Genomic DNA, 18,140 nt, shown 5'->3' with positions numbered 1-18,140 from the left:
GCCATGGCTACGCCCTTCGACGGCGGTGAGTTTCTCCTCGGCTTAGCGAGCCGGTCACTCGTGCTGCTGGCGCTGACCGCCGCGGTCGCGTACACGCTCCGCCGCCGCTCGGCGGCGCTGCTGCACGCGGTCTGGACGGTCGGCCTGGCCGCCTGCCTGGCGGTCCCCGTGGTGGGGTGGCTCTCGCCGGGCTGGCAGGCGGCCGTGCTGCCGGCGCGGGCTTCGAATGCCGTCGCGCGGTCGGCCGTCCCGACGAGGGCGGCAGACACGCCCCGCCGCGGCGTAATTGCGCCGGGGACGCGGACAATCGCCCGCCCGCCCGCGGCGCCACAACCCGCCCTTGAGCGCCCACAGCCGATCGTCAAGCCAACGCCGGCCGCAGCCATCGCGCCGGCGCCCGCACTCCAGGGGCCGTCGCTCTCCACGCTGCTGCTGGCCGGCTGGACCCTCGGGCTATTGATCGTGCTGCTGCGGCTGCTGGCGCAGGTCGCCATGGTGCGCCGGCTGACAAGCCGGGCGGCGCCGCTCGCCGACGGCGAATGGAACCAGCTCTGCGACAATCTCTGCCAGCGTCTTGGGCTCCGCCGCGCCGTGTCGCTCGCCACGCACACCGCCGCGCCCGGACCGATCGTCACGGGGCTCGCCCGCCCGGTGGTGGTGCTGCCGGCCGATGCGCCCACCTGGCCGGCCGAGCGGCGGCGGCAGGTGCTGCTGCACGAGCTGGCCCACGTCCGCCGCCACGACCTGCTGACCCAGTTGATGGCCACGGCGGCGTGCGCCGTCTACTGGTTCAACCCGCTGGCGTGGTGGGCCGCCCGGCGGATGAAGCGGCTCCGCGAGATCGCCTGCGACGACGCCGTGGTCACGCACGGCGGCGCGGCGCCCGACTACGCGCAGACCCTGCTGGAGATCGCCCGCGGCTACCGCTGCCGGCCGACCGCCGGCGCGGTCGCGATGGCGGCCTCGCCGCAGGTCGAGGGCCGCATCGCCGCCATACTCAGCTCCGGCCGCAGCCGCGCGGCGCTAACAGCGCGGGCGGCAAGGGCGTTGGCGGCGGCGGCGGCCATCGGCGCGGCCGTAGTCGCCACCTGCCAGCTCACCACCCGCGACGCCACGGCGAACGAACCCGAGTCCGATCCGCCGGCCGCCACCGCCCCGACCGAACCGACTCAGGCCGCCGATGACGCTCCGCCCGCAGTCGACCACCGCACCATGGTGGTGCGCGTGCTCAACGAGGACGGCCAGCCCCTGCCGGGCGCGCGGGTCTACTCCGCCATCTGGGAGATGCAAGGCGAGCCCGACTTCCCGAGCCGCAGCAACGCTGCTGACGAGCAGGCCCGGGCCAGGATCGCGATCCCCCACCGACTCAACATCCTGCGGCTGTGGCCCTCGAAGGAGGGCTACGTGCCGCAGTTCATGAACTTCTCGGAGGGGACCCACGAGGAGGGTCGCCTGATACCCGACGAGTACGAGTTCCGCCTGCAGAAGGGGGTGACGCTCGGCGGCCGCGTGGTGGACGAAGCGGGGCAGCCGATTGAGGGCGCCCTGGTCCAGGTGCGAGTGGAGGTCGACGAGCCCGCCTGGGGCCGCGGCGCCAAGCCCATGATCAGCACCTGGCTTACCGACTCCGACTTCAACAGCGCGCCCCCACGGACAGACGCCGACGGCGCGTGGTCAATCACCAACGCCCCGCCGCCCCGCAGCAACGGCCGGGACGACTACGAGTTCCGCCTGCTGGTCACCCACCCCGACTACGCCGGCGACGCCGAGTGGGGCGGCCTGCAGCGTGAGCAGGGCGTCACCACGCAGGACCTCCGCCGCGGCGACGCCAAGCTCGTGCTCGCCAGCGGCGTGGCGGTGACGGGCGTGGTGACGGGGCCGGACGGCTCGCCGGTCAGCGAAGGGCTCGTAGTCTGGCACGACCGACCCTACTGGGCGACCGGCGTGAACGAGACTGCCATCGGCGCCGATGGCCGCTACCAGACCGAACGCCTGACGCCGGGCGAGTACCCCATCACCGTGCTGGCGCCCGGCTTCGCGCCCCAGCGGAAGATGGTGACCGTCGAGCACGGCATGGGCGACCTGGACCTGCAGCTGGCGGCGGGCCACCCGATCCGGATCCACATCGTCAACACGCAGGGCGAGCCGGTGCCCAAGGCCTACGTCGGCATCGGCGAGTGGCGCGGGACCGAGGCGATCTACAACGAGAAGCACCCCAACGTGCCGCTGTCGGGCGTGCCCCGCCACGCCGACGAGAACGGCGTCTACGCGTGGGACTGGGCGCCGAAGGACGCCGTGGGCTACCGGATCAGCGCCAAGGGGCACGCCGGTCAGGAGCTGACGCTGATCGCCAAGAGCGAGCCGCACGTGGTGACCCTCGCCCCCCGCCGTGTTGTGGTCGGCGAGGTGACCGACGCCGAAACAGGCAAACCGATCGAGAACTTCCAGGCGATGCCGGTGATCGTCTTCCGCCCGGACTTCTACCACACGCGGAGCGAGGACGCGAAGCTGGGCCGCGACGGCCGCTACGAGCTGCCGCTAACCGGCAGCGCCGACCCCAACGACGACTATCGCGTGAGGTTCGAGGCGCCCGGCTACCGCTCATTGATCAGCGAGGAGTCGTTCGGCCCCCGCGACGGCCGCGCGACGCTCGACGTCCGCCTGACGCCGGCGCCGGCGCGAGAAGGCCGGGTGCTCGATTCCGCGGGCCGCCCGGTGGTCGACGCCGTTGTGCTGGAAGCCTCGCCCACGATGGTCCCCAGCACGTCCAACGGCGAGCCCGAGTCGTACGGGTCGCGGCCGGTCCCGACCGAGGCCGGCGGCCGCTTCAGCCTGCCCGCGACCAGCGAGCCGACCCTGGTCCGCGCCTACCACGAGAAGGGGTTCGCCGAGCGTACCCTGGCGCCCGACGAGACCGCCATCGGCGACCTCCGCCTCGCGCCGTGGGCGTGGGTCAGCGGCGTGCTGCTGCAGGACGGCCGCCCCGTGGCGGATCAGTGGGTCTACTTCTCACCGCTTGGGCAGCGGGGGCTGCTGGAGCCGCGGTTCCAAGACTCGTACAGCGCCCGCACCGACACCCTGGGGCGGTTCCGCTTCGACCGCCTGCCGCCGGTAAGCGGCGGGCTGAGGGCGTCGCTCGGGCCGTGGCGGGACTCGCCGCTCAGCTCCAGCGAGTCGGTCCCGCTGGAGCTCGCCCCCGGCGAGCACCGCGAGGTGCAGCTCAACGGCGACGGCGCGACCGTCACCGGGCGGGTCGTGGCGACCGGCCGCAGCAACGACCAACTCAGCAAGCAGTGGTCACTGAACTACTTGGTAAGCCGCGACCAGGGCCTGCCCTACCCGCCTGAGGAGGCGCCGCTCAGCTTCGACCCGACCGGGCCGCTGCAGTCGGAGTGGCTCGGGCAGCCGGACTTCCAATCGTGGGTCGCGACGCGGCACAACTACTTCGTGAAGCTGGCCGACGACGGCGGCCTGCGGGTCCACGGCGTCCCGCCCGGCGAGTACGACCTGGTCCTCCAGCTCTACGAGGAGCCGGCCGGCTGCCTGGTTGAGACCATCGGCGAGAAGGTCGTGCCGGTGACGGTCGCCGCCGACGGCGACCTCGACCTGGGCGACATCGACGTCCACTGCCGCATCGGCCCCCGCGTCGGGTCGGACATGCGGGCGTTCGAGATCACCGACGCCGGCGGGCGCGTCCGCCTGATCGACGACCTCCAGGGGCGGCACGTGCTGCTGCACGCGTGGGCCACGTGGTGCGCCCCGTGCATCCAGTCGATGCCGTCGCTCAAGGCGGCCGTGGAGCAGCACGAGGGAAAACCACTGACGGTCGTCGGGCTCAACATCGACGAGGACGCCGACGCCGCCCGCGCGGTGGCCGCCGCGCAGGGCCTCGCCTGGGCCCAGAACTACCTGGGCACGGACTCCGAGCTGATGCGGCAGCTGGCAATCAGCACGGCGCCGGCGTACTACCTCATCGGCCCCGACGGAAAGCTGGTTGGCTCCGCCAACCACTGGGAGGCCATCGCCACGCTGCTGGACGGCGAGCTCTAGCGCACCCCGCCCGCTGGCGGGAATCCCATTCGTGACGCCCCACCCGCGGGCGGCTAGACTACAAGGTCGAGTTATCGGTTCCTTGTCTTGCGCCCGTGGGTAGTCTCGATGCGTCTCCTGCTCTGTTTAGCCCTCTGCGTCTTCACTCAAACGGCCGGCCCGCTGAACGCCGCCGACACGCGCGACCAGCTGTTCGACAGCGGCTGGCGTTTCCACCGCGGCGACGCGGCCGGCGCCGAGCTACCCGGCTTCGACGACTCGCGGTGGCGGACGCTCGACCTGCCGCACGACTGGAGCATCGAGGACCTGCCGCCACGGCCCGATGCTGCGCCGGAAGTCGACGCGGTTACCGGCGAGTGGCGATTCCACCGCGGCGATGCCCCCTCCTGGAGCGACCCTAGCACCGACGATGCCGATTGGCGCCACGTCACCCTGCCGGACAACTGGGAGCGCCACTCCGGCTACAGCGAAAACAACGCCTACGGCTGGTACCGGCGGCGGCTGGAGATCCCCGCCGAGTTCGCCGGCGAGGAGATCGACTTGCTGCTGGGCCGCATCGATGACGCCGACGAGGTCTGGCTCAACGGCCAGCGGATCGGCGGCTCGGGGTCGTTCCCGCCCGACTACCGCAGCGCGTGGGATGTCGACCGCCGCTACCGCGCGCCGGCCGGGCTGGTGCGCGGCGACGGCTCGGACCTGGTGGCGGTCCGCGTGTTTGACGGCGAGAACAACGGCGGCATCTACCAGGCGGGCGCCAAGAGCCAGCGGGTTGGGCCGTTCGACCCGGCCGAGGCCCAGAACCGCCACTTCACCGCGTACACGGTTGGCGGGATCGGCTGGTACCGCAAGGCGTTCGAATCACCGGAGGCCGGGCGGCAGACGACCATCCGCTTCGACGGCGTCTACATGAACGCCGAGGTGTGGCTGAACGGCCGCCGGCTGGGCGAGCACCCCCACGGCTACACCGGCTTCCACTTCGACCTCACGCCGCACCTCCGCCCGCCGGGTGAGGAGAACGTGCTGGCCGTCCGCGTCCGCAACGAGGGCCGCAACAGCCGCTGGTACTCCGGGTCGGGCATCTACCGGCACGTCTGGCTGACCACGACCGGCGAAGTACACATTCCGACCTGGGGCGTGTTCGTCACGACGCCCGAGGTCTCTGCCGAGAGCGCGTCGGTCCGGGTTTCGACCGAGGTCCGCAACGCTGCCGACGCCCCTTCCGTGGCGACCGTCCGCGTTACTGTCCGCGACGCCGCTGGCGCCTCCGTTGGCGTGTCCGAACAAGAGCTCAACATCGCCGCCGGCACGACAGAACTGATTCAGCAGACCATCGACGCTGCGCAGCCCGAGCTCTGGTCGCTGGAATCGCCCACGCTCTACTCGGCCGACGTCCAGGTGCTGGTCGACGGCCGGCTGGTCGACAGCGTGCGGGCGCCGTTCGGCGTCCGCAAGATCGAGGTCGACGCCCAGCGCGGTTTCCGGCTCAACGGGCGGCCGGTGCTGCTCAAGGGCGGGTGCATCCACCACGACAACGGCCCGCTGGGCGCCGCCGCGATCGACCGCGCCGAGGAGCGCCGCGTCGAGCTGCTCAAGGCGAATGGCTTCAACGCGATCCGCTCGTCCCACAACCCGCCCTCGCCCGCGATGATCGCCGCCTGCGACCGCCTCGGCGTGCTGATGATCGTCGAGGCGTTCGACCAGTGGAACGAGTCGAAGGAGAACAACCAGCAGGACTACCACCGGTTCTTCGACGACTGGCACGCCCACGACATCGCCGCGATGGTCCGCCGCGACCGCAACCACCCGTCGGTCATTATGTGGTCGATCGGCAACGAGATCCCCGAGCAGTTCCGCGCCGGCGACACCGGCCAACGGCTGCGGGACGAGGTCCTCCGCCACGACGACACCCGCCCCGTGACCGCCGCCATCTGCACCGACTGGGGGCCCGTGATGGAGAACTGGGGCGAGCTCTCCGACCCCGCTTTCCCCCACCTGGACGTGGCCGGCTACAACTACCTGCCGCAGATGTACGAGCCCGACCACGCCCGGCGCCCGGACCGCGTGATGTACGGGTCGGAGTCGCTCCCCAAGGACGCGCTGGCCTACTGGACGCTGGTTGAGGAGCGCCCCTACGTGATCGGCGACTTCGTGTGGACGGCGCTCGACTACCTGGGCGAGGCCGGCATCGCCCACACCAGCCTGGGCCCCGACCCCGGCCCGTGGTTCCTGTCGTGGCCGTGGATCAACGCCTGGTGCGGCGACCTCGACCTGTGCGGGTTCAAGAAGCCGCAGTCGTTCTACCGCGACGTGGTGTGGCGCCGCAGCCCGATCGAGCTCCTAGTGCACACGCCCATGCCGCCCGACGCGGTCGAGTCGCTCAGCTGGTGGGGTTGGCCCGACGAGCTGAAGAGCTGGAACTGGGACGGGCACGAGGGCCAACCGCTGCAGGCGGCGGTCTACTCGCGGTGCGACCGCGTCCGGCTGGAGCTCAACGGCCGCGTGATCGGCGAGCAGCCGGTCTCGCCCGCCACCAAACTCACCGCCCGCTTCAACGTGCCCTACGAGCCAGGCGAGCTGAAGGCTGTGGGGCTGGTGGACGGCAGGGTGGTCGCGGAGAACTCGCTCCGCACCGCCGGGCCGCCCGCCGCGCTGCGGCTGACGGCCGACCGCGGGGCGATCAACGCCAACCGGAACGACCTGTCGTACATCACAGTGGAAGTAGTCGACGCCAGCGGCGCCCGCGTGCCAACCGCCGAGGCCGAGGTGCGGTTCAGCGTGGGCGGCGTCGGCGAGCTGGCGGGCCAGGCGAACGGCTCGCCCAACCAGCCGGCCAGCTTCCAGGCGCCCGCCTGCCGGACGCGGCACGGCCGCTGCCTGGCGATCCTCCGCCCGACCGGCGGCGCGGGTCCGATCACGCTCACCGCTGAGGCTGACGGCCTGCGGCCGGCGCGGCTGGCGGTGGAGTGCGGCGATGTAGACGAGTAGCCCGCTACCGCGCGGCGTACATCTCGGCGTAGTCCAGGATCCACATCTCGATCAGCTCGCGGAAGTGGTCCTCGTCGACGTCGGCCAGCGGCTGGTGGTGGTTGCGAACGAAGGTCTCTTTGTTGTGCACCGCGCCCTTGGCCGACACGTCCAGCACCTTGTACTCGTTGTACGGGCCGACCACCACCTGCAGGCGGCTGAACAGGTTATTCCGCCGGCCGCCCGACATCGACACGTCGTCCCGCGAAACCGCCGCGCCCCAGCCCCGCTCGTCGACGATGGTCTCGGGCTTGAAGCCGGGGAAGTTGTCGGCCAGCTGCGCCAGGCACTTCTCGATGTGCTCGGTCAGCGCCAGCCGCAGACGCGAGTGCAGCCGGCGGCACTCCTCCTCGCTGATCGCCTCGGCGGCCTCTTCGAATTCACGTTCGGCGCGCGAGCGCGCGCCGCGGCTGGCGGCCTTCTGAAGTCGTTGTCGGAAATCCATCGCGCACCGGGCTGGGGAGGGTCGGCTGGTCGGACCCTGATTATAGCCCGGGCGCCGGGCGGCAATAGGCGGGGCCGCGGAGGGAGGGCAGCCCAAGAGGGGGGCTACTTCCGACGCAGGCGGCGGTTGATCTCGACGTCGTGGTTCGGCTCGCGGTCCTGATCGTGCGGGTAGTAGTACACGGTAATCGCGACCGTGTCCTGCAGCAGGTTGATCCTGCCCAGCTCGATCCGTGAGAGGTTCAGGCCGGTCCGCTTCTGCAGGTCGTCGATGAGCTGGTCGTGGTTCTCGGGCCGGATGAGGTCGATCCTCTCGTACAGGATCTCCTCGCGGGACTCCTGCCGCAGGTTGGGCAGCGACTCGAACAGCGCGGGCAGGCAGACGATGGCCAGGTTCACGAACCCCACCTCCGCCAGGCTGACCTTGCTGTTGGCCAGCGAGTTGATCACGGCCAGGCCGATCACAATGAACAGGTACGACATCTCGCGCACCGGTATCGCGTCGGTCCGGTAGCGGAGCACGCCGAAGATGGCGAACAGGCCCAACGCCATGCCGAGCTCCAGCTCCAGCTTCTTGAGCGTGAAGCAGATGAAGAAGACCACGATGTTCAGCATGTAGAACGTGAACAGGTAGTCCTTGCTGCGCGACTGCTTGCTGTACACGAAGTGCACGATCAGCACGAGAACGATGAGGTTCGCAGCGAACCGAACCGACAACTTTATGAGGTCGTCATCGTAGAGGGGGTAGCCAAGTAACTCGGACGGCATTCGGGGGAGGCTTTCAGCAGGGAGAGTAGGCTTGGATAGCGAGCAGCTTCGGCTTGAAGCGGTTGCGTTTGAGCGCCGGGTCCAGCAGGATGCTGCCCAGGCAGTACTTGCTCACGCGCAGCGGCCGCACGCCGGCCTCGCGGAGACGGCGCCGCACCACCGAGTCGCGCGAGTCGCGCTCCTGCTTCACCTCGGCGATGACCAGACCCGGCAGGCCGACCCGGCGGTCGCCCACGCGGAACTGCAGGTCGACGTCCAGCGTGACCCGCTCCGGCGCGTGGCGGCCAACCAGCGTAATCCGGGAGAACTCGGTCCAGATGCGGGCCTCGAGGCCGAGGTCGGCGCCGGCGATCGCCTCGGCCAGCGCGGCCGACTCGCCTTCCAGGCGGCTGGTGATCGCGTTGATGGGGATCCGCCGCTTGTCGGTGCGGCCCTTGTTGGTCCGCTGCTTAACTTCGAAGAACGAGGCGCCCGACGAGCCGTACGCCCGCATGCGGAACTTGCGGCGGATCGACTTGCCGTTGTGGTGGTCGAAGTAGCAGTTGAGGGCGGGCGTGTCGAAGTACAGCGTGGAGTAGCGGGTGAGCCGTTCGCCGCCGACCTCCAGCACGCGGTAGTCGTCGGCCGCGTCGTCCAGCAGGTCGAGCAGCGTCGACTCCGCCATGACGAACTTCGTGTCGACGCGGTTCATCAGGCTCACGCTGTCCATCTCGCTGAGGTCGATGGGCGCCAGCCGGGTGAGCGCCTGGACGATCTCCGGCGCCGGTTGGGTTTTTTCGGCTCTGGTGGGGGTCATAGCTCGCCGAGTCCTTCGACTAGTTCGTCTCCATCGCGGGAGCAGAGCGACCGCAGCATCTCGGGCTCCAGCCCCTGGTTGAGGAAGTGGACCGACCCGTCGCACGCCAGTGCGTGGGCGCCGCCGGGGTGGTCGGAGAAGACGCGCTCGTCCTCCCAGACGGCCGGCGGGACCTCGTCGTTGATGCCCTTCTTGATGTGGCTGATGTTGTCGCCCGAGACCCACGCGCCGTTGTAGCTCTTGATCTCGCCGTGCTTGTTCATGTCCACGCCGCGGCCGGAGCACTCGATCACCATGATGGTCTTGGACAGGCCGTCGGTGATCTTGGCGGTGGTGACCTTGGGCGGCTCGGTGATCGTGTCCTCGTTGGGCAGACCCTTGGTGCCAAGCAGCACGCCCCGCTGGCGGCCGTAGTCCTCGCCGGTGACCGGGTTGGCCTTGTCCTTGTCGGGGCCGCTGATGCCCAGGTAGTCGATGCAGGCCATCCCCTCGCCCGGCTGGCCGCCCAGGTTGATCAGGCGGCCCTCGGCCGACCGGTGGGCTTCCAACTGCACCGCGCTGGGGCACAGGTAGGCGGGGATCAGCTGGCTGGCGGCCTGGATGTTCTCCGGATCGGTCGCGGCGCGGCTGAAGTTGATCTCGCGGTAGATCGCCCCCTCCTCCAGGTGCGGCAGGATGAAGCTGGACCACGAGTAGTCGAACGAGTTCGGGTTGCTCCGCGCCGACGACCACTTCTTGCCGGCCGGGAACCGATTCTGGGTGCTCTCGAAGTTGACGATCGCGATCCCAACCTGCCGCAGGCTGTTCTGGCACGCCGCGCGGCGGCTGCTCTCACGGGCCGACTGCACCGCCGGCAGCAACAGGGCAATCAGCACGCCGATCACGGCAATCACCACCAACAGCTCGACGAGCGTAAAGCCCGTTTGGCGGCGACGGCGTACAGGATGAATCTTCAAGGGGGGCGCCTGAATTGTGCGGGAAAGAGGGGGAGGGACTGCAGGGAGGAGCGCTGGGGCTACCCGTATATTAACCGATTCTTCACACAAAAGCCAACTTGATGAACCAGTTGGCGGACGCCAGGTATCGCCGATGGCGTAGAAAACGGTCGGTTTCCGACATTTTCTACCGGAAATGGCGGTTTTCCTTCGTAGCCGAGGCGCCGCGCAGCCCTGCTAGCGGGCACAAGAACGCGTCGCCCCCCGGGGAGGTGTGTGACAAGAGCAGACCCGCCGACGACGCGCCCGCTGAAGAAAAGGTGCGACGGAATCGCCCGCCGGCTAGGCCTCGCGGGCTACTTGTCGCCGTTGTCGTCCGACGACTTCTTGCGGTGGAACTGCAGCAGGTCGCCGAAGGAGCGCATCGCTTCCTTGCCCTCCTCCATCTCCTTGGAGAGGGAGCGGGTCTCTTTCTTGGCGCGCTGCTCGAACACCCGCGGGCCCTGTGGCTGCCGCTCCTCGCGTCGGCCGCCGCGGCGCGGCTTGGCCCGGTCGTTTTGCTTGCCGCCCTGCTCCGCGCGGGCGCGTTTGGCGCGGGGTCGGCGGTCGCCGCCGCCCTCCTTCTCCTTCGGGGGCCGCTCCTTCTTGCGCGGCCCCTCCTGCCGCGGCGTGCCCGGCTTGATCATGGTCAGCGCCACGCGGCGGCGCTGCACGTCGATCGACGTGACCCATACACGCACGCGGTCGCCCACCGCCACCACGGTGTGCGGGTCGCGAACGTAGCCGCTGCTGAGCTGGCTGACGTGCACCAGGCCGCTCTCGGAGAGGCCGATGTCGACGAACGCGCCGAAGTCCACCACGTTGAGCACCACGCCGGCCAGCTCGGCGCCGATCTCGAGGTCGTCCAGCTTCACCACGTCGCGGCGGAAGACCGGCGGCGGCCGGTCGTCGCGGAGGTCGCGGCCGGGCCGGGCGAGCGAGTCGACAAGCTGGTCGAGCGACAGCCGCCCAACGCCGACCGACGCGGCCAGCTCGTCGCGGTTGCGTTGCTCGAGCGCCTCCTGGAACTTGACGCCGCCGGCGGGCGTGCGGAGCTCTGCCGCGTCGACGCCGACCAGCTCCAGCAGCTTGGCGGCCGCGTCGTAGCTCTCGGGGTGGACCCACGTGGAGTCCAACGGGTTCTCGCCGTCCTCGACCTTTAGGAAGCCGGCCGACTGCACGAACGCCGACTCGCCGACGCCCTTCACCTCTAGCAGCGACTGCCGGCTCTTGAACGGGCCGTGCTCGACGCGGTGGTCGTACACCCGGCGGGCGGTCAGCGGGTTCAGGCCGGCCACGTGCGACAGCAGTGTGGGGCTGGCGTTGTTGAGGTCGACGCCGACAAAGCTGACGCATGACTCGACCACCTGGTTGAGCGTGTCGCGCATCGGCTTGCTGCGCGAGTCGTGCTGGTACAGGCCCACGCCGAGGCTGGCGGGGTCGATCTTCACCAGCTCGCTGAGCGGGTCCTGCAGCCGCCGCGCGATGGACACCGCGCTGCGATGCGACGCGTCCAGGTCGGGCAGCTCTTCGCGGCCGATGGTGCTGGTGGAGTAGACGCTGGCGCCGGCCTCGTTGACCACGACGTAGTGCGCGTCGTGGTCCTTGAGCTCGTCGGCCAGCAGGTCGGCGACCAGCTGCTCGCTGGGGCGGCACGCGCGGCCGTTGCCGATGGCGATCAGCTCGACGTTGTGCTCGCGGATCATCTCGGCCAGGCGGCGGCGGCCGTCGGCCTGCTTGGCGTCGTCGCCGACCAGGTGGATCAGGTCGTGCGCCAGCACGCCGCCGAACTCGTCCAGCGCGGCCAGCTTGCAGCCGTTCTTGTACCCGGGGTCGAGCGCCAGCACCCGCTTGCCGCGGATCGGCGGCTGCAGCAGCAGCCGGCGGAGGTTGCGGGCGAATACCGTCAGCGAGTGCTCCTCGGCCTTCTCGGTCAGGCTGCGGCGGGCCTCGCGCTGCAGGCTGGGGATCAGCAGCCGGCGGACGGCGTCGCGCGCGCAGCCCAGCAGGAACTCGCGGTGCGCGTGCTCGTCGGGGACCAGCAGCTCGATCGCCGCCTGCTCGATCGCCGGCGCGTCGCACTCGACGCTCACCTTCAGCGCCTTCTCGCGCTCGCCGCGGTTGATCGCCAGCACGCGGTGCGTCGGCGCGCGGCTGAGCTTCTCGCGGTAGTCGAGGAAGTCTTTGAACGCCGCCTTGCGTTTCTCCGACAGCCCGTCGGCCTGCTTGCTCACCAGGAAGCCGCTATCACCCACCACACGGCGGGCGCGCTTGCGGAGCGTGGTCGACTCGGCGAAACGCTCCGCCAGGATGTGCCCCGCGCCAACCAATGCGGTGGCCGCGTCGGGCACCTCCTGCTCGGCGTCAATGAACTCCGCGGCGCGGGCGTCCAGGTCGGCGCAGCTCTCGGCGGCGCGGAAGATCTCGTCCGCCAACGGCGCCAGGCCCTGGGCCTTGGCCTTCTCCGCCAGCGACTGCCGCTTCGGCTTGAACGGCAGGTAGAGGTCCTCGAGCTGCGCGACGGACGACGCCTTGGCGATCAGCTCCTGCAGCTCGTCGGTGAGCTTGCGCTGGCCCTTGAGCGAGCGGAGGATCGACTCGCGCCGCTCCTCTAGCTGCCGCGCGCGGTGCACGCGGTCGCGGACGGCCTCGATCTGCTGCTCGTCAAAACCGCCGGTCGCGTCCCGGCGGTAGCGCGTGATGAACGGCACCGTGTTGCCGGCGTCCAACAGCTGCACGGTCTGCGCGACCCCGCCTGGGTCGAGCCCGAGCTCGTTGGCGATCGCCTTGAGATTGATGGCGTTTTGGTCCATCGACTACTGTCTGATCGCGGGTGGATTGGTCGGCGGAGAACGACGCGGGCGGCGGCCGTTGCCGCGCCGCGAGGACGGGCGTCGCGGCACGCACCCGCGCTACAAGCGCCCGGCGTTCGTGGAGATGGTCACGCCGGGGCGCCGGGGGCGTCGTGGCGTGGGGATGGTCATGGGGTGAAGAGCTGGCGGCGCGTTTTCATTTCGGGTGCAAGGATCGGCAGCGATTGAGCTTGCGCCGAAACAAGCGGGTATTCTCAGAAACCGGGTGATAGCGTGTCAAGCATGCGCGGGGGGCTGAGCGCGGACAACCGCGGGGCGGCGCCCGAGCAGAAAAAATCTGCATTCTCACCAAGACCGGCTCAAGCGTGGCAACCGCGCCCACCGATAACCACACAGACGGCGTCGTTACCGGCGCCCGACTTGTCGCTAGGGGCGGGCCGGATTCTGTTGCAAGGATGCACCGAATGCTTAAGAGTCACCTGAAGATCTACCACGGCCCCGAAGCTGCCCCCGCTAACGATCAGGTCGAGACCGTCACCGTGCCGCTGGGCGAGGCGCTGCCGCTGCTGGCAGACGCTATCCTCAACAACCGCACGTGGTTAGACGACTTCGAGGACGACCAGATCACCCTCAGCACGGACCTCTACCAGGTGCTGAGCGCCTACCGGTTTCTCAACCGGCCTTCCGCCTAGCGCGGCGTACGGTGCTGTCGTCATAGTGTCTCATCCGCGCGTGATGAGATATCACATCGATGACATTTCGTCCGTGTGCGATCATCGCGCAGCGGTCCGATCGCAGCAGTCGAGCTTCACCTAAGGCACTGCTGCGAATCAACTTACGCATATTGTTCGTACGTGGATGCGTCGATTGGCGCCGGGCGTGCCTTAGCTATTGGGCAACCAACAACCGACGGCCCCGCAGCCGTCTCCCGCCCCTTAGCTTAGAAGGACCCCTGCCATGATCGCCCAGCCCCTGCGTGTCGCCTTAGCTGCTGTCATCGCTTCGCTCGGCCTAGGCGCCGCCGCCCACGCCGCCCACCCAAGCCACCACGGCGCGTACTGCCAGCCGAGGCTGCCTGTGTTTGGCATGCACAGCTACAACAACGGCTACGGCGAGGTAATCGTCCGCGTCCGCCACGGCGGGCTCGCGTGCCAGCTCGGCCTTGAGGAGGGCGATGTGGTGACGCGGCTCAACCACGACCGCCTGACGTACCACGGCTCGTGGGAGGACGCCCTGTCGCACGCCATGGCCGACGGCGGCCACATTGTGCTGCGGGTGCGTGACGGTCGCACCGGCCGCATCGTGAGGCGTCACGTGGACCTCGACCCGTACGGGAACGTGATCGAAGGGCCGGTCGGTCCGATCACCCCGAAGGCGGTGGTCGTCACGCCCCGGGTCGTCCCGCACTCGGTCGGCTACCGCGGCTACGCCCCGGCGCCACGCGTGCCGTACGGGCGTCGCGACGCGAGCCCGCGATTCACGCTGCGGCTCGGCTTCTGATCACAAGAGACAATTGCGACTCCACTAACCGGCCACGCGGCGTCGCGTGGCCGGTTTCTTTTTGTTGGGCTACCTGGCGCTCAGCTCGTGAACCATCTCGACTAACGCCTTGGCGTGCTCCGGCGGCGTAGGGGGCACGATGCCGTGCCCGAGGTTGAAGATGTGCCCCGGCCGGCCGGCGGCCTGGTCGAGCACGCGTTGGGCGCCCGCCTTGAGCGTGTGGAGCGACCCCAGCAGGCTGGCCGGGTCGAGGTTGCCCTGCACCGCCCGGCCGCCGACGCGGGACCAGGCGTGGTCGAGGTCGGTCCGCCAGTCGACGCCGATGACGTCGCCGCCGGCTTCGGCGATGGGCCCGAGCAGCTCGGGGTTGCCGGCGCCGAAGTGGATGACCGCCGCGCCGGGCGAAAGGTTGTCGATGATGCGTTTGACGTAGGGCTGCACGTACCGGCAGTAGTCGGCCGGGCAGAGGCAGCCCACCCAGCTATCGAACAACTGCACCGCCTGGGCGCCGGCGTCGATCTGCGCGTTCAGGTAGAGCGTGACCGCGTCGGCCAGCCGCTCCATGAGCGTCCGCCACGCGCCCTCGTCGCGGTACATGAGGGTCTTGGTGTGCAGGTAGTTGCGGCTGCCGCCCCCCTCGATGGTGTAGCTGGCCAGCGTGAATGGCGCGCCGGCGAAACCGATCAACGGGATGCTGTCGGGCAGGTCGGCGCGCGTCTGGCGGACGGTCTCGATGACGTAGTGCAGCGACTCGACGCTGGTGAGGTCCACGACGCGGTCGACGTCGGTCGACTCGCGCACCGGGTTGTGGATCACCGGGCCGTCGCCGGGCGCGAACTCCAGGTCCAGTCCCATCGGCTCGAGGATCGGCAGCAGGTCGGAGAAGATGATCGCCGCGTCCACGCCCAGGAACTCCACCGCGGTGCACATCACCTCGCTGCAGAGCTGAGGGTTGCGGCACAGATCGAGGAAGCTCGTCTTGGCGCGGACCGCGCGGTACTCGGGCATGTACCGGCCCGCCTGCCGCATCAACCAGACCGGTGTGAAGTCGGTGGGCTCCTGCCGGCACGCCTTGAGGAACGCGCTGTCGTGCCACGGCTGACCGGCGGTCGCGTCGATCAGTTCTTGCGAACGCTCGCCGGTGGTCGCCGGCCGCGGCGCCGCGCGGGCGCGGAGCGTCGGCGATAGCACGGCGCGCTTGCGGGCGATCAGCGCGGGCGCATCGCGGAGCGCCTCGACCACGAGGTTGCCCATCTTCGGGTGCGACGGCTCGAAGTCGACCGGCAGGTCGAGCGCGCGGAGCCGCTCGGAAGTGGTCGGGCCGATCGAGGCGACGACCGTCTCACCGAGCGCGGCGCGCAGCGCGTCGGCCTCGCCCATCCGCTCGGCGGTCTGCAGCAGGTGCTCGATCTGCTGAGCCGAGGTGATCATCAGCACGTCGGCCTCGCCGCGCGCCAGCCGCGTGACGTTCTCCTCTAGTGGGCGGACGTCGTCGGGGAGCGTCCAGCTGTAGATCCGCAGCGGGTCCACCGTGGCGCCGCGGGCCTCGAGCCCGGCGATCAGGCTGGGGTTGGTGGTGCCGTACTCCTGCAGGCCGATCTTCATGTTCGCGACCGGCATCTCGCGGTCGAGCGTGCTGAGCAGCTCGCGCCAGGTGTTCGGCTCCGGCACGCGCAGCGTGGCTTTGACCCCAAGCTCGCGCAGCGCCGCGACCGGCTTGGGCCCCCTCGCGATGGTGGGTATGTCCGAGAGCGCGTCGATCAGCCGCTGCCGGTCGACGTGGCGTGAAACCGCCTGCATGAACAGACGCACGCCCACGCCGGTCAGCAGCACCAGCGCGTCGACCTCGCCTGCTAGCACTCGGTGCGCGAACTCGATTGCGTCGCGGTTGCCCTCGATCGGGGCCTCACGCATCGAGGGGCTAACATGCGCGGCGGCGCCCTGCTTCTCGATCATCCGCTGCATGTCGTCGGCGCGGCGGCTCTCGAGCGCAACGACGTTCAAACGGTCCTCTGTAGCGGGGCGGTTGCTCAACGGAATTCTTCGGCGTGTGCGGAACGAAAAATGGTCGCTGCGAGGCGAGCACCTTGCCCCGAAATTGTAGAGGCGCGACTTCGCCTGCCCAAGCGCCCGCGAAGAAACGCGACGCGCGTGCGCGGATACTGCAAGCCGCCCCGCGCGTTCGGCAAGAAGAATGAAAAGCTGCTTGACACATGCCCACGACTTCGCGACACTGCGTCACACTGATCGGCGGCGTGGTTGGACGCTCTCGATTGGTAAGTGGGCAGTCTCATTTGTGTGACGTGCGGGCTTGTCGGGCCGGCGGTTTGGCGCCGCTTTCCGGCGGGTGTTATCGGGTGAGAGTGGTCGACGCGACTGTCGGTCTTAGCGGCTACCTGGAGCTCGCGTAACGCGACCAGGCGTCCTCCCCGGCGTGCGCTTGAGCCATTCTACGGTGGCGGTCCCTTCGATCGTCGTCCGCGCATTGGTTCCACACCGTTGGCCGTACGGCCGGTCTGCCCATCAACTCCTTAGAGTTTGCGCCGCGCACCGCCGGCGTGTGTCGCCGACGCCACCAGCGCCGTCGACCGCCACGTGTTGTTTGACACCTTGTTGCACCGCACCGAGTTCGTTCGAGTCAGGCGAGGCCGCCGCAGGAAGTGGCGGGCGACTTGAACGAACACGAGTCGCGCCGCGACAGGCTATTGCAAATAGTGTTTCAATCGACCCAAAGGACCTATGACCAAGGTGATCACGGCGTCACCCGCTTGAGTCCTGATCGAACCCATAGACCATCCGTATTGTTTGGGATCTATCAGCATACTTGAGGGGTGACGTATATGGACGTCGACCGGCGGCACCGCCCGCGCTCAGGGATGGCCCCCTCAAGCTTGCTGATACACGACAACCCCAACTCATCGAGCCCGGCTGGCGCCCCCTCAAGGGGCGCCAGCCGTTTTTGTTGCCGACCTCTTCCCCGCGCGTGCCACGATGCCCGCTTGCCTCATCGCCCTCGGCGCTAACCTTGGCGACCCCCTGAGCACGCTGATGGACGCCGCCCACGCGGTCGGCGCGCTGCCGGGCGTGCAGCTGCTGCGGGTCAGCCGGATGATCGACTCCGAGCCGATCGGCGGGCCGCCCGGTCAGCCCCGGTTTGCTAACGCCGCGGCGACCATCGAGACCTCCACCCCGCCGCACGAGCTGCTGTTCGGCCTGCACACGGTCGAACAGCGATTCGGCCGACGCCGCCGCGAACGCTGGGACGCGCGCACGCTCGACCTCGACCTGCTGCTCTACGACGACCACGTCGGGGCCGACGCCGGCGTCCAGACGCCCCACCCGCGGATGACATTCCGCCCGTTCGTGATGATCCCCGCGGCCGAAATCGCGGGCGACTGGGTCCACCCCCTGCTCGGTAAGACACTCGCCGAGCTCGACCAGCTGCGGACCGCCGGCGGCAACCAAATAGTGCTGCGGGATGCGTCGGCGGAGCTCGGCGACGCCGTCCGCCGGTGCGTCGCCGACCACGGACCTGCGGTCGTCACCGAAGCTGGAGTTGAGGACCCACCCGCCCGCCTGACCATCTGCTGCGGTCCGCCGGCCCCGCTGCCGGGCGCCGGCCCCACGCTGTGGCTGGCCGCCGACGCCACGGCCGAGGAGCAGCAGCGGGAGGTGCACGCCGCCGTGGAGTGCGTCTGGCCGGGGTTGCCGGCCGCTGAGGGCCACTAGCGGGCTGGGCCAGGGCGGCCGACGCGGCGTAGAATGCTGGGC

The 18,140-nt window shown here is 69.6% G+C and carries 11 protein-coding genes; 5 read left to right on the top strand and 6 right to left on the bottom strand.

The window, feature by feature from the left end; translation table 11 throughout:
* Positions 1-3 precede the first annotated feature (3 nt).
* Both KOR34_RS20985 and KOR34_RS20980 read left to right on the top strand, forming a co-directional pair.
* A complete protein-coding gene (locus tag KOR34_RS20985; protein ID WP_146567907.1) occupies positions 4-4,050 on the top strand; it encodes a M56 family metallopeptidase in 4,047 nt (1,348 codons plus the stop codon).
* Between the two features lie 108 nt (positions 4,051-4,158).
* Entirely contained in the window at positions 4,159-7,035 is a 2,877-nt protein-coding gene (locus tag KOR34_RS20980; protein WP_146567905.1) for a sugar-binding domain-containing protein, read from the top strand.
* A gap of 4 nt (positions 7,036-7,039) precedes the next feature.
* Here KOR34_RS20980 and KOR34_RS20975 read toward each other — a convergent pair whose 3' ends face one another.
* The 5 genes from KOR34_RS20975 to KOR34_RS20955 all read right to left on the bottom strand — a co-directional run bounded on the left by KOR34_RS20975 (position 7,040) and on the right by KOR34_RS20955 (position 12,869).
* Complete coding sequence (locus KOR34_RS20975) at positions 7,040-7,519, bottom strand: hypothetical protein (protein ID WP_146567903.1); 480 nt, start codon at positions 7,517-7,519, stop codon at positions 7,040-7,042.
* A gap of 104 nt (positions 7,520-7,623) precedes the next feature.
* Positions 7,624-8,286: a DUF4956 domain-containing protein gene (locus tag KOR34_RS20970; RefSeq protein ID WP_146567901.1), complete on the bottom strand. Its 663-nt coding sequence runs from the start codon at positions 8,284-8,286 to the stop codon at positions 7,624-7,626.
* A gap of 13 nt (positions 8,287-8,299) precedes the next feature.
* Positions 8,300-9,082, bottom strand: coding sequence for a polyphosphate polymerase domain-containing protein (locus KOR34_RS20965; protein WP_146567899.1), 783 nt, complete (start codon positions 9,080-9,082; stop codon positions 8,300-8,302).
* A complete protein-coding gene (locus KOR34_RS20960; RefSeq protein ID WP_197531638.1) occupies positions 9,079-10,038 on the bottom strand; it encodes a DUF1559 domain-containing protein in 960 nt (319 codons plus the stop codon). Before KOR34_RS20960 ends, KOR34_RS20965 begins: the two co-directional genes overlap by 4 nt.
* Positions 10,039-10,373: 335 nt before the next feature.
* A complete protein-coding gene (locus KOR34_RS20955; RefSeq protein ID WP_146567896.1) occupies positions 10,374-12,869 on the bottom strand; it encodes a Tex-like N-terminal domain-containing protein in 2,496 nt (831 codons plus the stop codon).
* Between the two features lie 464 nt (positions 12,870-13,333).
* Here KOR34_RS20955 and KOR34_RS20950 point away from each other — a divergent pair, with 464 nt between their 5' ends.
* Positions 13,334-13,561 (top strand): hypothetical protein, encoded by a 228-nt coding sequence (locus KOR34_RS20950; protein ID WP_146567894.1) that lies wholly within the window; start codon positions 13,334-13,336, stop codon positions 13,559-13,561.
* 265 nt (positions 13,562-13,826) lie between these two features.
* Positions 13,827-14,369, top strand: a complete 543-nt coding sequence (locus KOR34_RS20945) for a hypothetical protein (protein WP_146567892.1) — start codon at positions 13,827-13,829, stop codon at positions 14,367-14,369.
* A 69-nt stretch (positions 14,370-14,438) separates the two neighbouring features.
* Here the strand turns inward: KOR34_RS20945 and hemE are convergent, their stop codons facing one another.
* Entirely contained in the window at positions 14,439-16,334 is a 1,896-nt protein-coding gene (gene hemE / locus KOR34_RS20940) for a uroporphyrinogen decarboxylase (protein WP_146568061.1), read from the bottom strand.
* Between the two features lie 1,026 nt (positions 16,335-17,360).
* Between hemE and folK the strand changes: the two genes are divergently transcribed.
* Positions 17,361-18,098 (top strand): 2-amino-4-hydroxy-6-hydroxymethyldihydropteridine diphosphokinase, encoded by a 738-nt coding sequence (gene folK / locus KOR34_RS26890; protein WP_197531637.1) that lies wholly within the window; start codon positions 17,361-17,363, stop codon positions 18,096-18,098.
* Positions 18,099-18,140: the final 42 nt, after the last annotated feature.

This window comes from Posidoniimonas corsicana (assembly GCF_007859765.1).
In the GTDB taxonomy this organism is placed as follows: Bacteria; Planctomycetota; Planctomycetia; order Pirellulales; family Lacipirellulaceae; genus Posidoniimonas; species Posidoniimonas corsicana.
This window is presented reverse-complemented; position numbering and strand designations above follow the sequence as displayed.

What these genes read in the sequence shown, in the direction of transcription:
- KOR34_RS20955 (WP_146567896.1), bottom strand. Translation starts at nt 12,869, where the DNA reads ATGGACCAAAACGCCATCAATCTCAAGGCGATCGCCAACGAGCTCGGG.
- hemE (WP_146568061.1), bottom strand. Translation starts at nt 16,334, where the DNA reads ATGCAGCGGATGATCGAGAAGCAGGGCGCCGCCGCGCATGTTAGCCCC.
- folK (WP_197531637.1), top strand. Translation starts at nt 17,361, where the DNA reads ATGCCCGCTTGCCTCATCGCCCTCGGCGCTAACCTTGGCGACCCCCTG.
- KOR34_RS20970 (WP_146567901.1), bottom strand. Translation starts at nt 8,286, where the DNA reads ATGCCGTCCGAGTTACTTGGCTACCCCCTCTACGATGACGACCTCATA.
- KOR34_RS20945 (WP_146567892.1), top strand. Translation starts at nt 13,827, where the DNA reads ATGATCGCCCAGCCCCTGCGTGTCGCCTTAGCTGCTGTCATCGCTTCG.
- KOR34_RS20950 (WP_146567894.1), top strand. Translation starts at nt 13,334, where the DNA reads ATGCTTAAGAGTCACCTGAAGATCTACCACGGCCCCGAAGCTGCCCCC.
- KOR34_RS20965 (WP_146567899.1), bottom strand. Translation starts at nt 9,082, where the DNA reads ATGACCCCCACCAGAGCCGAAAAAACCCAACCGGCGCCGGAGATCGTC.
- KOR34_RS20985 (WP_146567907.1), top strand. Translation starts at nt 4, where the DNA reads ATGGCTACGCCCTTCGACGGCGGTGAGTTTCTCCTCGGCTTAGCGAGC.
- KOR34_RS20980 (WP_146567905.1), top strand. Translation starts at nt 4,159, where the DNA reads ATGCGTCTCCTGCTCTGTTTAGCCCTCTGCGTCTTCACTCAAACGGCC.
- KOR34_RS20975 (WP_146567903.1), bottom strand. Translation starts at nt 7,519, where the DNA reads ATGGATTTCCGACAACGACTTCAGAAGGCCGCCAGCCGCGGCGCGCGC.